We start from the raw sequence: 16,136 nt of genomic DNA on the forward strand, positions 1-16,136 counted from the left end.
CCATGGCCACTTACGTCAACGACCGCCGGGCGATCCATGAGGGGCGCAGCCCGGCCATGATTCCCGGGCCCATCAATCCCGTCTTCCCCAAGCCCAACGGACCGCCGGTTCCGATCCTCAACATGGCCCACGGGCCGGGCCTGAAGAACGGCACGGCCACCCTCAAGATCGACGGCAAGCCCGTCTCCGTGGCCGGCAGCCGGTTCGAATCCATCCCCGCCACGCCCGATCGGCTGGGCGGCATCGCCGGCGTGCGCTCCACCGTCGTGGGCGGCGCGGCCGAGCCCACCAGCTACAGCAGCGACACCAAGTTCGAAGGCAAGGGCAGCGTCCGCTCGTTCGACACGACGAAATCCAACGCCCTCGTCATCAACCCCGGCTGGGCCATGCGCCTGGCCATGAAGGCGCTGCCCGGCCCCTACGACCAACTGGCCCAGAAAGTCATCGAAAAGCTCCCCGGCGCCTTCGGTGACCAGTTGAGCGCCCTGGGCGAGTCGCTCACCGACCCGAGCGTGCTGATCGGCCCCGCGCTCAAGTTGGTGGGCAAGCTCATTCCCGGCGTCAATCTGGTGGTGGGCGGTGCCGCCATGGCCGAATCCGCCATGCAGATCGCAGAGCTGGCCCAGGAGGTGCAGGACCTGCTCACGCCGCCCCTGACCGACGAGAAGATCGACCAGATCGCCGACGTGATCGCCAATGGCGTGGCGGCCATCACCATCGGCTTCGTGCTCGGCAAGATCGTGAAGCGCGCCAAGTCCAGGATCAATGCGGTTGCCAGCCGGCAGAACAACCAGGTCAACCCCAACACGCAGGCCAAGATCGTCGATGACGTGCACGTCGGCGCACCGGGCGGCGCCAACTGCGAACTCGGCACCTGCCACCCGGTCATCTTCGCCACCGGCGTCAAGATCCTGTCGGAAACCGACTTTGCCTTGCCCGGCCTGCTGCCGCTGGAATGGCGGCGCTTTTACCGCTCGGCCGATCGGCGCCCCGGCTGGCTGGGCTGGGGGTGGAGCACGCCGTTGAGCATCGAGCTGGCCTTGGTCCACAGCCATGTGCACTACTACGATGCCCGGGGCCGCAGGGTGCAGCTGCCGCCGCTTTCGCCCGGGCAGAGCCACTTCGACGAGCGAGAAAAGATCACGCTGCATCGCCACGAAGACGGGCGCTACAGCGTCGAGTCCACCGACGGCCTGCGGCACGAGTTCGCCAAGCCCGTGCCCGGCCAGTGGCGCCTGCCCCTGGCGCGGCTACGCGACCGCCACGGCAATGCCATCACGCTGCATTACCCGGCCTATGACGAAACCGGCGTGGACGGCATTGCGCCGCGCCCCGCGGGCCTGACCGACAGCGCCGGCCGTGAGCTTCGCTTCGGCTGGACCGACGCCGGCCTGCTGGCCGAGGTGCGCCTCGCGCCCCGCACCCTCGATGGCGTGGAACACCAGGGCGGGGTGCTGGTGCGTTATGCCTACGACAGCGCGGGCAACCTGGAGGGCGACAAGGGTGGCAAGGGCAACAGCCAGGCCAACCTCGCCAGCGCCACCGATGCGCAGGGCGGCACCACGGCGTACCGCTACGAGAACCACCTCATGGTGGCCTACACCACCAAGAACGGCTTCACCCACCACCAGCAATGGAGTCGGCTGGATGCGGGTGGGCGCGTGGTGCGCACCTGGACCGACACCCCCGGCCTGCTGGACACCCGCTTCGAATACGACCTGGGGATGCGCACCACCCATGTCACCGATGCCCTGGGCCGGCGCACCAGCTACCACTACAACGGGCACAACGAAGTCGTCGCCCTCACGGAACCCGGAGCGGACGGCCAGCCCGTGCGCACCGAGACGCAGATGGACCGCGCCGGCAACCCCGACACGACCACCGACGCCCTGGGCCGCAGCACCCGCTGGCAATGGGATGCCCGTGGCAACCTGACCGCTGTCACCGACGCGGCCGGCGCCACCACGCGGCTGCGCTACAACGCGCTGAACCTGCCCACCGAGATCACCGACGCCCTGGGCCACGTCTGGAAGAACGACTACGACGCGCGTGGCGACCTGCGCCAGCACACCGACGCGCTGGGCCACGCCACCCGCTACCAATACGATCCGCGCGGCCTGCCCGTTGCCATCGAGGACGCCCACGGCAAGACAAAACACCTGCAATGGGACGCCGCCGGCCAGCTCACCGCCTACACCGACTGCTCGGGCCGCACCACGCGCTACCAATACGACATCCTGGGCAACCTGGCCGCCAGCATCGATGCCCTGGGCCAGGCCACGCGCTACCAGCACGACGCGCTGGGCCAGTTGCGCATCGTCACCGAAGCCGACGGGGCCGAGCACCGCTACGACCACGACGCCCAGGGCAACTTGGTGGCCTACACCGACCCCAAAGGCGCCATCACCCGCTACGCGTACAACGGCCTGGACCAGCCCGTGGAGCGCCAGGACCCGCAGGGCCAAAGCCTGCGCTACCGCTACGACGCGGTGGGGCGGCTCGTGGCGCTGCAAAACGAGAACGGCGCCTGGTACCAGTTCCACTACGACGCGGCTGACAACCTGGTGCAGGAGATCGGTTTCGATGGCCGCATCCAGCGCTACCGGTACAACGCGGTGGGCGAGCTGACCGAGCTGCACGAACGCGATGCGGCCGAGCCGCCGGACACGCCGTACGACATGGCGCCCGATGCGCCATTGCCCAAGCGCACGCACTTCCAGCGCGACCTGCTGGGCCGGCTGCTGGCCAAGGTCCACACGAACGGAGAGACGGCCAGCTACACCTACGACCTGCTCGGGCGCATGGTCGGCTGCGCCAACGCGCAGGCCCAGGTCCGGTTCGCCTACGACGCACTCTCGCAACTGGTCGAGGAAACGCAGGTGCATCTGGGCGATGCCCAGGCGGATGGCGTGCAGGCACCAACACCCACCCAGGCGCAGGCCCAGGTGGACAGGCACTTCACCTTCCGCCACGCCTACGACGCGCTGGGCAACCGAATCGCCAGCGTGTTGCCCAGCGGCAAGAACGTGCAATGGCTGTACTACGGCTCCGGGCACCTGCACCAGATCCGGGTGGATGGCCACACGGTCAGCGACATGGAGCGCGATGCGCTGCACCAGGAGATCTCGCGCACGCAAGGGGCGTTGACCAGCCGCTACGGCCTGGACCCCATGGGCCGGCTGGTGGCCCACAAAGTGAGCCGGGAAGCCGCCTTGCAAACGCTGCCCGGCGCGGCCACGGAGGCGTCGTTGCGGGACCGGGACCCGCCACCCGGAATGCCCGGCCCACCGGGCCTGTCCGACCTGCTGGCCCGTCTGCCACACCTTCCTTCAGGCCATCGGATTGCGCGGCACTACCAGTACGACCGCGGCGGCAACCTCACGGCCACGCAGGACAGCCTGCGGGGCGGCAGCGAATACCGCTACGACGCGCTGGGCCGCATCCTGTCGGCGCACAAAGGCACGCGGAGCACGACGCAAGGTACGCAGCAGGGAGAAGACCGCGAGCAATTCACGTTCGATCCGGCCGGCAACCTGCTCAACCCCAACCGGGGCGGCGAGCAAAGCGCCGGCGGCGTGAGCCACGAGCGGGAGAAGGTGCCCACCAACCGTCTCACCGTGTACCAGGACCTGCGGTTCACCTACGACCTGCACGGCAACGTCGTGCAACGGCTGGTGGGCTGGCACACGGTGCAGAACTATCGCTACAGCGCGGAGCACCAGATCGTGGAGGCCACCGTCACGCGCTACCGGGACCGGCCGACGCCGAAAGCCGTGCAGGCTGGGCAAGTCCAGACCGAGCCGCCCGCGACCGTGCAGACCACGCGCTACCGCTACGACGCGCTGGGGCGGCGCATCGACAAGACGGACGCCTTCGGCAAGACCCGGTTCGTGTATGACGGCGACCTGCTCGCGGGAGAAATACGGGGCAGCAAAGTCAGCGAATACCTGTACGAGCCGGACAGCTTCGTGCCGCTGGCCAAACTGGAATCGGAGGCGAAACAGGCTCCAGCGCAAATATCACTAGGGCATGTTGCTACAAAAGATGTAGCAAATGAGAAAAACGAAGACAAAGACTTCGCCATCTACTACTACCAGTGCGACCAGATCGGGGCGCCGCAGGAGCTGACGGACGAGGCGGGGCGGATCGTGTGGGCGGCCAGCTACAAGGTGTGGGGGCAGACGCAGGCGCTTGAGATGCTTCGCACGGGGACGGGCACCGATGGGGAAGCGGCGGTGTTCACGGCCAATGAAAGACCGTTGGCATTGGCTGCCAGCGGAGAGGTCCAAAGTCTCAATCTGGTGGAGCAGCCGCTCCGATTCCAGGGGCAGTACTTCGACGGGGAAACGGGGCTGCATTACAACCGCTTCCGGTATTACGATCCGGTGACGGGGCGGTTTGTGCATCAGGATCCGATTGGCTTGCTCGGAGGTGAGAATCTTTTTACCTATGGACCAAATACCTCTTCATGGATTGATCCTTCTGGCTTAATAAAAATGCCCCGGCTGGGGGCGCCAACGCATTCAAGCAGGACCTTGGTTCGGCCAGTTAATGGCCGCTATCCAATTAATCGCTGCTTTGCTGGCAAAACAATGAATGGCAGCGATTTGCCAGGAAATGTGAGAGGTAGATATCCCCACGGGGTTCCTTTTAATATGAGGGGGTTCCCGGATTTCTCAAGGTATGCCCTTAGAAAAGCAGACGTTGGATCTTTCACGACTGATTATAAAGATTTTAAAAGTGCCAACGAAGCTGCGTTTGGCAAAGGAAATCCATTCGGCTCGTCGAGCAAAATAACTATGAATGGTAAAGAGTATACGTGGCATCACACAGAAAAAGATGGGCAATTTCAACTGGTTCCAAAGGATATCCATGATGCCGTGAAGCACACAGGTGGTGCTGCGGTTTGCAATACAAGGAGATGAATGATGGTGCAAATTAAAAAATTGGGTCTATCTGAACAGGAGATTCAGGATTTGGATTCCAAGGGCTTTGGGCTTGATAAGAAGCAAAAAAAAATGATGTTGGAAATGTACGACACACATCCTGCTTCAGCAATTGATTTGAATAAGTTAGCGGTGGATTTTAACCTGCCAGAGGACTATAGGGATTTTCTTTTGAAAAATAATGGTGGAATTCCCATTCCAAATGCTGTTAAAACAGAAGGCAATATAAGAGTTGTGAACTCTCTTTTGGCATTGAATGCCCCTAGCGGTTTCTATGACTCGATTGATAATTATTTGGAAATATATAAGGATAGAATACCAAATAACACTTTACCAATCGCTTCAGCAGGTAGTAGCGATTTGATCCTAATGAAAACGGATGGGGTTGGAGGGATATATTACTGGGATCATAATTTTGAATCTGATGGTGATGGCGTTGAGAATTATTATGAGAATATGGAAATGTTAGCGTCCAATTTTTCAGAATTTCTCGATCTTTTCTATCAACCAGAAGACTGAAATCCTGCACGGCAACGTGGTGCAGCGGCTGGTGGGCTGATACACGGTGCAGGATTACCGGTACAGCGCGGAGCACCAGATCGTGGAGGCCACCGTCACGCGCTACCGGGACCGGCCGACGCCGAAAGCCGTGCAGGCTGGGCAAGTCCAGACCGAGCCGCCCGCGACCGTGCAGACCACGCGCTACCGCTACGACGCGCTGGGGCGGCGCATCGACAAGACGGACGCCTTCGGCAGGACCCGGTTCGTCTATGACGGCGACCTGCTCGCGGGAGAAATACGGGGCAGCAAAGTCAGCGAATACCTGTACGAGCCGGACAGCTTCGTGCCGCTGGCCAAACTGGAATCGGAGGCGAAACAGGCTCCAGCGCAAATATCACTAGGGCATGTTGCTACAAAAGATGTAGCAAATGAGAAAAACGAAGACAAAGACTTCGCCATCTACTACTACCAGTGCGACCAGATCGGGGCGCCGCAGGAGCTGACGGACGAGGCGGGGCGGATCGTGTGGGCGGCCAGCTACAAGGTGTGGGGGCAGACGCAGGCATTGCAGATGTTGCGCACGGGGACCGGCACCGATGGGGAAGCGGCGGTGTTCACCGCGAATGAAAGACCGCTGGCATTGGCGGCCAGTGGAGAGGTCCAGAGCCTCAACCTGGTGGAGCAGCCGCTGAGGTTCCAGGGGCAGTACTTCGATGGGGAAACGGGGCTGCATTACAACCGCTTCCGGTATTACGATCCGGTGATGGGGCGGTTTGTGCATCAGGACCCGATTGGATTATTTGGCGGTACAAACTTCTTTGTTTACGCTGCAAATACCAGCGGCTGGTTAGATCCTTTCGGACTTGCGAAACGTAGTGGACCTGGAATTCGAGAAAAGCTCTATCCATCGCGCGTCAGGAAAAAAACGAGAACAGAGCTTGAAGAGAAGCAAAAAGGTTCAGATGGAAATATTGCTTGTGCAATATGTAGTTGCCAGTTAGGACCGGGAAACACGTCGGTTCAGCATTCACCTCCTTTGGTGGAAACTCACAATAATTTAGGTTTTAATACAGATCAAGCCGGTAGAAATGATTTATATAACTCCACTGCTGATAGTTTGGTGTGTTTGCCTTGCCAAAAAGCTGAAGGTGGCACAATGAGTCATACGCAGCAATATAGAACCGACACAGGCCCTCAATTTAAACCTAGAAAATCAAGGCGAAAAGATGGATGTTAATGATATTGAATGGTTTTCTCGAGATGAGAAATTATCCTTTGATGTGAGGCGAAGCATAATTTTAGGGCATTACATGCATGAATGGGGTATGCCCGAGTACAGGGTCATAACCTCAAAATCATCAAGAAAAACCTATGTGGAGATATATTATTTTCCAGCAGGAAAAATATCTGATGTATCCAGATTTGCAACAATAGGCTTGTCAACCGCGCTTCGTCCGTCTGGTTCACCTGTTTCTGCTGAATGGATGCTTGCGCTTACTTCTGATTTAGGGGGGGAGTCTTCGGATAGAATTTTTGGATATATTGTTGATTTAATTGCGCATCATATTGAAAATGCAAAAAACTCCATAACTCCAATAGTTATGCCAGAAAGCGAAATTGCTCCCGATAAGTGGAGTGCAAAAGCTCTGTTGATAGATGAGTTGCGTGGAGAAAGTGAAAAACTAGATGATATAAAGGTGGGAATTGAATCCGTGCCTGTTTTATGGTTGATTCCAATCAGCAAGAAAGAGGTTGATATTATTAGTAATGAGGGGATTGAAAAATTTGACGAGATCATAGAGGGAGCTAGCTATTCGATAGTAGACCCACGTAGGCCTTGATCAAATTAACTGAGGCGCCAATTCGTTGTAACGAAATAACGATGTTAGAGAGCGCTCTGCGCTGCAATCGGTGCAGGGGCCTCAAAGCCAAACACCTGACCCGTCTACCATCGTGCAGACGACACGCTACCGCTACGACGCGCTGGGGCGGCGCATCGACAAGACGGACGCCTTCGGCAGGACCCGGTTCGTCTATGACGGCGACCTGCTTGCCGGGAAGGTGCGTGGCAGCAAGGTCAGCGAATACCTGTACGAGCCGGACAGCTTCGTGCCGCTGGCCAAGCCGGAGTCAGAGGCGAAACAGGCTCCAGCGCAAATACCACTAGGGCATATTGCTACAAAAGATGTAGTAAATGAGAAAACCGAAGACAAAGACTTCGCCATCTACTACTACCAGTGCGACCAGATCGGGGCGCCGCAGGAGCTGACGGACGAGGCGGGGCGGATCGTGTGGGCGGCCAGCTACAAGGTGTGGGGGCAGACGCAGGCGCTGCAGATGCTGCGCACGGGGAATGGCACCGATGGGGAAGCGGTGGTGTTCACCGCGAATGAACGACCGTTGGCATTGGCGGCCAGTGGAGAGGTCCAAAGCCTCAACCTGGTGGAGCAGCCGCTCCGATTCCAGGGGCAGTACTTCGATGGGGAAACGGGGCTGCATTACAACCGCTTCCGGTATTACGATCCGGTGACGGGGCGGTTCATTCATCAGGATCCTATTGATCTGGAAGGCGGCCTCAATAGCTTATGCGAATAATCCTCTGGAATGGATTGATCCTGTAGGGCTGCAAAGAAAGAGAAAGAGAAGCACAACAAAAACCTGTGGTTGTTCTCTCCCTTGCATCACGATTGACAGTAGTAAATATCCGGAAACAGCCCAGCACGTTAAAGACGCGATAGCGGCAGGTCATCCTGATGAGGTGACAATTGATCGCCCAGGCGCAAAGGCGCGACGTAAAGCGTCTCTTAAAGGAATAAAAACAAAAGTTAATAAAGATCGTGCCGAATATCCTCCGGCAATGTTTAAGGAGGGTGGAGCTGGGGCTGATGTCAAGCATATTGATCCCTGTGATAACAGAGGCGCGGGCTCATGCATGGGTCACCAGTGTAAGAAATATCCGGATGGAACAAAGGTGAAAATAAAGGTGAAATGATGCAATTTAAGAATGTCGAAAAACTCGTTAAAATTAGCACCTCCAGCTCTAGCGCTTCATGCGATTTAGAATTTTTGAGGGATTTTAAAATTCCAGAGCAAATGGTTGAGGAGTTGAGTTATTTCTTAAGCAAAATTAATGGGGGATATGCGTTTGAATCGGCTTTGCATATTATGGGTTCCGGATTGCAAAGAGCTGACTGGTCAATTGCGGAGTGGAATGATCCTTTGCTCTGGAGAGATTCTTATAAATCTCTAAATCCCAAAGGTTTGGTTTTTGCAGAAGATTTGTTTGGAGTCCAATTTGTAGCATCTGAGGAAGGAGTGTCTTCTTTTGATCCTGAAACCGGTGAATTGGAGTTGATTTCAAAGACGGTTGATGGGTGGACTAAAGAAGTCTTGGATGACTATGATTTTTATACTGGACACTCTCTCGCAAATGAGTGGCAAAGAATAAATGGCCCGTTGCCTGATAAATTCTGCTTGGTACCTAAAATGCCATTTGTTTTTGGAGGTGAGTTTGAAGTTGAAAATTTGTATGCGGCTGAGGCGGTTATGGCGATGCGGTCGCGAGCTTCCATTGCATTAAAGATAAAAGACCTGCCGGATGATGAGAAAATCAAATTTAAATTTGAATAATGATTTTGGTGTGTCTGGTACATTCTTTGCAATTTTGTGTGCAGACCAAGGGTTCTGATATTGACTAGTGCTGCAAAATATTATAATTGGCATTGCATCTCTTGTTGAAAATAAGGTGGAAGATGTAGAGACTGCAGAGCGATGTTCTGGAGTGGGAGGTTTGAGAGCCAATGACGGAAATAATAAAAATCCTGGATTATTTGAATCAGCTGCGCCCCTTGCCCTCCAAGGAAAAAAGAAGCACCTTTGAATCCCGAATGCTAAAGCTTTCTAACTTCATGATGGGGGTTGCATGCATTTTTTTCATTCTTCTTTTATTATTGGCTACCATGGCTTGGGTACTTCCAGAGATCAAGTCCCGAGTCGCGGTTCAAACAACGGCAGGTATTCTGTACATACTCTGTATGGCGCCGGTGTTTTCGGGTCTGCTGCTACAAATTCTATCGGGTTTGCCATTAATAATTTCTTTCAAAAAAGAATTCGAGGCAATGCTGCTGTTGGATGCCAAGAACGATTTGAAACACGTCGAATCCTTGAAAGCCCATCCCCAGGAAATCCTGGTGCTGGCTCAGCAATGGAAAGGCATTCAAATCGAACGGATCAAAGCCAGACTGTCCCTGTTCTTCGGCTCCCCTGATAAAGCGGTGCTTTTTGCGGTCCTCGGGTTGGCATCCACAGTTTGGAAAGAGTTGACCCTTGCCAATCTTGAAAGCAAGCTCACCGATTTTGATCATTGGATCGCCTTCCCCATAGCCTGCGGCTTGGCCGCACTGGTGGGTATCGTCTTGGGCGGGATGGTGATGCGCAATTACCTGACCACCACGCTGCAATCGGTGCCTGCTGCCGGCCAGGAGCAGGCCGAGCCTGCAGCCACAGTGCAGACGACACGCTACCGCTACGACGCGCTGGGGCGGCGCATCGACAAGACGGACGCCTTCGGCAAGACCCGGTTCGTTTATGACGGCCACCTGCTGGTCGGGGTGATGCGAGGCAGTCAGGTCAGCGATTACCTGTACGAACCTGAGAAAAGTAATGTTTATCTATGGTCGCCGGCGGTGAATTGAATTATTGATTGAGTGAGTGCTGCAATGGAAAGTGCTGTCGATAATGAACAAGCTGCAATGTGTGAAAAGTACAATGGCAGCCCGTTGGCATTCAATCCGACCTTGCATGTCGGGGCCCATCTTGCTTCGTTGAACCAGCAACCGATCTATGGCGTTCGAATTCAGCCGACGATTGATGAATCAGGATGGTATTTCTGGGGAGGCGAATATTCTGATGATGATGACTTTTTCCAGTCCGTGCATGGTTCTCATGTCTTGGAGCGGCTGCCAGAATTGGGTAAATATCTTGCCTTACCCCCTGGGTATAAATTCATTGTGGACGATGAAGGCTACGAGGATGTCTGGTACGACCCCTTTGCGTTTGTGCGCGCTGGCCAGGAGCCGTAAGGTCGGCATGTTGGAAGGGGTTTGAATGGCGGCTGGACACCAATTTCCAGAAATAGAGTCCTTGACGGCATGGGTGGCGCAAGATCTGAAGCGACAGGAATCTATTTGCGAAGAAATCCTGGAAAAACTCCCTGATCGTTTTCAGCGGGCCGGGTCTTTTCATGCCATTGAGCATCGAACGCAATCGAAAGTGAATATTCCGTGTTTCTATGACGAGGAATACGAAACCCCCTTGAGCCTGGTCTTTGGTGGGGTGCTTGATTACGGCATGAGTGATGCGCATAAAAAAGCCATTCAGGCTTTGTGCTCTCCCGATGAATGGCACATGCTGAAAACCTTGGTGGAGGATCGTGCCTCACCAGAGGAGAAAGCCGTACGCCCATTTCTGATGAGCAGGTTTCCGCTCTTTGAATGGGTAGCGGAAGAAAATATCGATTTGTCTGGCGATTTGGAACGGCCTGATTTTTCGACAGAAGAGGGGCCTTACCCCATCTATTTGTCAACCAGCGAGGCTGAAAAATTCTTGAGCAAAAGCGGCTACCGCTTACCGTGGGACCATGAGTGGGAATATGTGGCAAAAGAGCTGCGGTCGAATATTTTCATTGGCGGAGATAAATTGCCCCGGGGCGACCTTTCAAAAAATGTCTGCCTGACGTCTTTCGGAAGTGCTTCGAAGAATAAGAAAGCCTCCAATTTTTTTGGAATCGCAGGGCTCGGTTTGGCAGCGATGACCAAAGTGGAGGGCCGCAATGGCGTGATGGTGAGGGGTGGTGCTTCCGGTTTCTATCCATTCCAAGGTCCAGCGCAATGGGCGATGCTTTCTACGGAACTTCAAATCCCCCCTGCAAAATATGCCCGATTCTTTGGCGGGCATCCGGTTGTGCATGGATATTCCGAATTAAGCTGGAAAGCTGCAGATTGCCGGGGCCAGCGGATACCTCGCCCCTCCCGGTTTCGGATGGCGTGCGAATGGTTCGCCTTTGCCCATGTCCAAGATGAGGGCTTGGATAAGGTATTCCCTTTGCTTTGAGGAATCGAAATGGGAAACGCATGCTGCACGCCTTCGGTATCTGGCAGTGGCCGGATCAGCCGCCAGAACTCTTCCGCCGAATCGGTTCGGCCTTCTGCTGAGGAGCCGCGGCGCAGCAGCAGCCACGCCAATGCAACCCCATTGCCCATCAGTCCCAGGCGCAGCAGCAGTGGCAGTAGTGAGGAAAGCGGGCCTTTCAACCGTTTGCCTGGCGATCTGCAGCATCACATCGGCAGCTTGCTGCCCAGGACGGGGCGTTCGGCGCTTCGTCAGGCTTCGCAAACCCTCCATCAGGCGTTGCCCCGTGGCGAACGCGACGTCATGCATTCCATCGAGGGGGTTCATGCCCTGCTGGGTATCAATCCAGGCACGCCAAACGATGAAGTTTCATTGGCCATTGGCCGCGCTATCCAGGCCGCACAAAACCATCCGGGATGGACCGACCGGGGCAGGCTGCTGGTGGCTGCGCGGCACGCGGTTCAACCTCTTCAAAACCATCCTGACCGTGAGCAGTTGTTGCTGCAGATCGATTCCGCGATCCAGAACAGCGGATTGAGCGCAGAGCAATGGAGGCGTACCAATGCCGTCTTTGCCCACATGGTCAACGCCAGGGCCAACGCGTAGGCAGACGGGTTTCATTGGCCTGCGCAGAGCGATGCACATCGCTCCCTGCGGTCGGCTCGGTGCTGCGCCGCCGCCTCACTCCCCTTGCGACCCCCGGTGCGCCCAGCCCGTGGTGTGCTTTTCCAGCACGCTGAACAGCTCGTACATCACCATCGCCATGGCGCCCACCACCATCAGGCCGGCGAAGGCCAGGCCCATCTGCATGGACGAGCCGGCGGAGATCAGCAGGTAGCCGATGCCCTCGTTGGCGGCGGTCATCTCCGACACGGTGGTGCCCACGAAGGCGAGGGTGATCGCCACCTTGAGCGAGCCGTAGAAGTACGGCAGGGAGCGCGGCAGGCCGACCTTGGTGAGCACGTCCCAGCGCTTGGCGCCCAGCACGCGCAGCACGTCTTCCAGCTCGGGCTCCAGCGTGGCCAGGCCCGTGGCGATGTTGACCATGATCGGAAAGAAGCTGATGAGAAAGGCCGTGAGGATGGCCGGCCCCACGCCGATGCCGAACCACACGACGAGGATGGGCACGAAGGCGGCCTTGGGCAGGGCGTTGAAGGCGGTCATCAGCGGATAGACGGCGGCATACGCCAGCCGCGACGAGCCGATGACGAAGCCCAGCAGCACCCCGACCACGATGGCGATGCCGAAGCCGGCCATGGTGACCCAGAAGGTGCGCCAGGCGTGGCCCGCGATGATCCACTTGAACTCCACGAACTGCGTCCAGATCGCCCAGGGGCTGGGGAAGATGAACTCCGACACGCCCAAGCCCGAGCAGATCACCTGCCACAGCACGAGCACCGTGAACAGCAAAACCCAGGGCGACCAGCGCTCCACCCGTTTCTTGTGCAGCGCGTTCATTGCGTGATCTCCCCGCCGGTCTTGCGCAGGGCGCCGATGTGGCCGCGCAACTCCAGCACGATGTCGGTGAATTCCTTGGTGTAGGTCAGTTCCAGCTCGCGCGGGCGCGGCAGCTCGATGTCGCGCTTGACCACGAAGCGGCCGGGGCTCTTGCTCATCACGTACACGGTGTCGGCGAGGAAGACGCTCTCGCGCAGGTCGTGCGTGACGAGGATGACGTTGAACTGCTGCTCGGCCTGCAGGTCGCGCAGGATGCACCACAGCTCCTCGCGCGTGAAGGCGTCGAGTGCGCCGAAGGGCTCGTCCAGCAGCAGCATCTTGGGCTCGTGGATGAGGGCGCGGCAGATGCTGGCGCGCTGCTGCATGCCGCCCGACAGCTGCCAGGGGAACTTGTCTTCGTAGCCGGCCAGGCCCACCTTCTGCAGCAGGGCGCGCGCGCGGGCCTCGTATTCCTTGCGGCGGGCCTTGAACTGGCTGCGGTGCGGCTCGACGATCTCCAGCGGCAGCAGCACGTTGGCGACGGTGGTGCGCCAGGGCAGCAGCGAGGGGGCCTGGAAGGCCATGCCCGAGATCTTGAGCGGGCCGGTGACGGGCTGGCCGTCGATGCGGATCTTGCCCATCGACGGCATGCGCAGCCCGGTGGCCAGCTTCATGAAGGTGGACTTGCCGCAGCCCGAGGGCCCCACGATGGCGATGAACTCGCCGCGGCGCACCTGCAGGTCGATGGCTTCGACCGCAAAGTGGTTGGCGCGCAGCAACTCTTCGTTGTAGGCGAGCCAGACATCGCGAAAATCCACGAAATAGGTGTCGTCGGCCTGCATGGGATGAAAGAAGGGTTTGGAGTGAAAAGGGCCGCCAGAACAATCAGTACTAGGGCATTTTGCTATTAAATTTGTAGCAATTGCCGAATGGCGTGTGGCGGGCTCGGGAGGGCCGGACGGGCCAGGGGCTGCTCCCCATGGGCCGGCCCCCGGTGCCATCACTTCCTGGGCAGGATGTTCAGCTCGGCCGCCGGCGGCAGGAAGCTGCCGTTCCACACCGTCTCGGCGTTCACGCGGGACTTGGTGGCGAACGCGTCGGACACCTGCGAGGCCATCAGCGCCAGGCGTTGCGGCTTCGCCTGGCCGAAGCCTTCGACCCGCGCGTCGGCGCTGTTGACCACGGTGTCGATGGCCAGCTGCAGGCGGCGGGTTTCCAGGGCCACGTTCACGATGCCGTCGCGCTCCTTCACGGAGGCGATGGCGGCGGCCGGGTTGGCCATGACCTCTTTCGCGCCTTTGGTGAAGGCCTTGAGGAAGGCGCGGATCGCCTCGGGGTTCTCCTTGACCAGCTTGGGGCTGGCGATGATCACGTTGCCGTACAGCTTCACGCCGAAGTCGGCATACGGCAGCACCACCACGTCGCTGGCCTTGGCGCCGCGCGCCTCCAGGTTCAGCAGCGAGGTGAAGGTGAAGCCGGTGATGGCGTCCACGTCGCCGCGCACCAGCATGGTCTCGCGCAGCGGCGGGTCCATGGCGGTCCATTGCACGTTGCCGATGCCGTTGGCCTTGGCGAAGATGGGGAAGGCGCGGCGGCCGGCGTCGAACACCGGGGCGCCCAGCTTCTTGCCGGCCAGGTCGGCGGGCTTGGCGATGCCGCTCTTCTTGAGCGCCATGACCGAGGCCGGCGTGTTGTTGTAGACCATCATCACGGCCACGGGCTTGTTCTGCGCGTCGGGGTTGTTGGCATGGAATTCCATCACTGCGGCCAGGTCGGCGAAGCCCATGTCGTAGGTGCCCGAGGCCACGCGCTGCACGGCGCCGCCGGAGCCGTTGCCCGCGTCCACCGTCACGTTCAACCCGGCCTCCTTGAAGTAGCCCTTGGCCGTGGGCAGCAGGAAGAACGCGGCCGGCCCTTCGAAGCGCCAGTCGAGCTGGAACTTGATGGGCGTGGGGGTCTGGGCCTGGGCCAGGGTGAACGCGCTGGCGGCGGCCAGGGCCACCACGGCTTTCAGGAGGGAACGTTTGTGCATGGGGTCTCCGGTCGTGTCGGTCGATGGCATCCCGATCAGCAAGATCGATGCCCGGTTCCAGGCTCTGCCCCCGGCGGGGCGGTGCGGGCATGAACCAATGCGGTGCATGCTGCGGGAGGGTTTCCACCGTGGTGCATGGCGGGCAGGGCGCTGGCGTGCAAGGCCGAAAGGCTGGAGGCGGGAAACCCGGGGCTCGGTATTTCGGCAGCGCGTTCGCATCGGCGGTGACCGGGATCACCCCGTGGCGTTTTAATTTTCCTTTTTCGAGCGAGGGGAGCCATGCCCATCCAGCCGAGTGCCTTTCCTGGCATATTCATCCGCACCTCGACGAGGGCGACCCAAGATGGAAGCGGCCCCGCGCTGCAGGGCGCCGAGTTCGTGCGGCGCAACGAGTCCGCGCTGCAGCAACTGGCCTCGCGGGATTCGGGCCGTGCGCTGCTGCGGCAGATCGAGGCCATCACCGCGATGGCTCCGCGCAAGCGGGTGGTCCTGACCCCTGCCCAGAACGGCAAAGTGCATGTGCGCTCGTTCCGGCGCGACGACGCCACGCAGGAACGTATCGGCTTGAACAAATTGGAGTACATCGACGCCTACCTGAGCGAGCGGCGCGCGCCCAGTGCCTTCATGCCGGTCGTGGCGGCGGCCCCTTTGCCCGGTCTTGAAACACCCGGTGCCGATGAAGCGTGGGTCTATACAGACCCCGAGGTCGCATGGCGGTATCCCACGCCGGAGTCCGGCGAAGGAGAGCCCAGCCCCGAGGACTACGTCGCCACGCTGGCGCATGAGTTGATTCATGCCCGCGACAGCCTGCACGGCATCCATCCCGCGCGCACTGCGGACGAAACCCGTTACCAGCATCCTGTCGCGAAATCGCCGATCCCCCGTTCACTGCTGCCCGCAGAGCTGCGCACGGTCGGCGTTGGTGCCTATGCCGGCGCCGAGCCCACGGAAAACTCGATTCGAGCCGAACAAGGGCTCACGCAGCGCCCCAGCTACCACGGCTTCACCACGGATGGCCACGGTGACGTGGCGGTATCGGCAGCGACGCCTGGGAAAACGCAGGACAAGTCCGTCTGAAAGGCGGCCGGGCG

The 16,136-nt window shown here is 58.8% G+C and carries 12 protein-coding genes and 2 pseudogenes; 11 read left to right on the forward strand and 3 right to left on the reverse strand.

Translation table 11 applies throughout. The features are described from left to right. Positions 1–2: 2 nt before the first annotated feature. The 10 genes and pseudogenes from AVTE2539_RS12775 to AVTE2539_RS12825 all read left to right on the forward strand — a co-directional run bounded on the left by AVTE2539_RS12775 (position 3) and on the right by AVTE2539_RS12825 (position 12,182). Entirely contained in the window at positions 3–4,925 is a 4,923-nt protein-coding gene (locus tag AVTE2539_RS12775) for a DUF6531 domain-containing protein (protein WP_284411100.1), read from the forward strand. After that, the gene (locus AVTE2539_RS12780) at positions 4,926–5,465 is read left to right on the forward strand and encodes an SMI1/KNR4 family protein (RefSeq protein WP_284411102.1); all 540 of its coding nucleotides are present in this window, start codon (positions 4,926–4,928) and stop codon (positions 5,463–5,465) included. It begins immediately after the preceding gene. A gap of 202 nt (positions 5,466–5,667) precedes the next feature. Further along, a pseudogene (locus AVTE2539_RS26345) lies at positions 5,668–6,315 on the forward strand (RHS repeat-associated core domain-containing protein); the annotation flags it as partial. A gap of 358 nt (positions 6,316–6,673) precedes the next feature. Continuing rightward, the gene (locus AVTE2539_RS12790; RefSeq protein WP_284411107.1) at positions 6,674–7,288 is read left to right on the forward strand and encodes a suppressor of fused domain protein; all 615 of its coding nucleotides are present in this window, start codon (positions 6,674–6,676) and stop codon (positions 7,286–7,288) included. A 94-nt stretch (positions 7,289–7,382) separates the two neighbouring features. Further along, positions 7,383–8,439: pseudogene (locus AVTE2539_RS26350) on the forward strand (RHS repeat-associated core domain-containing protein); the annotation flags it as partial. Then, entirely contained in the window at positions 8,439–9,077 is a 639-nt protein-coding gene (locus tag AVTE2539_RS12805; RefSeq protein WP_284411113.1) for an SMI1/KNR4 family protein, read from the forward strand. The pseudogene AVTE2539_RS26350 and the gene AVTE2539_RS12805, both read left to right, overlap by 1 nt. Before the next feature lie 170 nt (positions 9,078–9,247). Further along, positions 9,248–10,141: a YuaM family protein gene (locus tag AVTE2539_RS12810; protein ID WP_284411115.1), complete on the forward strand. Its 894-nt coding sequence runs from the start codon at positions 9,248–9,250 to the stop codon at positions 10,139–10,141. 24 nt (positions 10,142–10,165) lie between these two features. Further along, positions 10,166–10,528, forward strand: a complete 363-nt coding sequence (locus AVTE2539_RS12815) for an immunity protein Imm33 domain-containing protein (RefSeq protein ID WP_284411117.1) — start codon at positions 10,166–10,168, stop codon at positions 10,526–10,528. Between the two features lie 25 nt (positions 10,529–10,553). Continuing rightward, positions 10,554–11,558, forward strand: a complete 1,005-nt coding sequence (locus tag AVTE2539_RS12820; RefSeq protein ID WP_284411119.1) for a hypothetical protein — start codon at positions 10,554–10,556, stop codon at positions 11,556–11,558. 9 nt (positions 11,559–11,567) lie between these two features. Next, a complete protein-coding gene (locus tag AVTE2539_RS12825; protein WP_284411121.1) occupies positions 11,568–12,182 on the forward strand; it encodes a hypothetical protein in 615 nt (204 codons plus the stop codon). Positions 12,183–12,257: 75 nt separating this feature from the next. Here AVTE2539_RS12825 and AVTE2539_RS12830 read toward each other — a convergent pair whose 3' ends face one another. From AVTE2539_RS12830 to AVTE2539_RS12840, 3 genes are all read right to left on the reverse strand, one after another. Further along, positions 12,258–13,034, reverse strand: a complete 777-nt coding sequence (locus AVTE2539_RS12830; protein ID WP_272567750.1) for an ABC transporter permease — start codon at positions 13,032–13,034, stop codon at positions 12,258–12,260. Further along, entirely contained in the window at positions 13,031–13,855 is an 825-nt protein-coding gene (locus tag AVTE2539_RS12835; RefSeq protein WP_284407760.1) for an ABC transporter ATP-binding protein, read from the reverse strand. Before AVTE2539_RS12835 ends, AVTE2539_RS12830 begins: the two co-directional genes overlap by 4 nt. Positions 13,856–14,013: 158 nt before the next feature. Continuing rightward, positions 14,014–15,045 carry an ABC transporter substrate-binding protein gene (locus tag AVTE2539_RS12840; RefSeq protein WP_284411124.1) on the reverse strand — a complete coding sequence of 344 codons (1,032 nt, stop codon included), beginning with the start codon at positions 15,043–15,045 and terminating at the stop codon, positions 14,014–14,016. Positions 15,046–15,324: 279 nt separating this feature from the next. Between AVTE2539_RS12840 and AVTE2539_RS12845 the strand changes: the two genes are divergently transcribed. Beyond that, on the forward strand, positions 15,325–16,122 hold the full coding sequence (locus AVTE2539_RS12845; RefSeq protein WP_284411126.1) for a M91 family zinc metallopeptidase: 798 nt from the start codon (positions 15,325–15,327) through the stop codon (positions 16,120–16,122). The last annotated feature ends 14 nt before the right edge of the window (positions 16,123–16,136 follow it).

The sequence above is a fragment of the Acidovorax sp. SUPP2539 genome (assembly GCF_030158975.1).
Taxonomy (GTDB): domain Bacteria; phylum Pseudomonadota; class Gammaproteobacteria; order Burkholderiales; family Burkholderiaceae_C; genus Paracidovorax.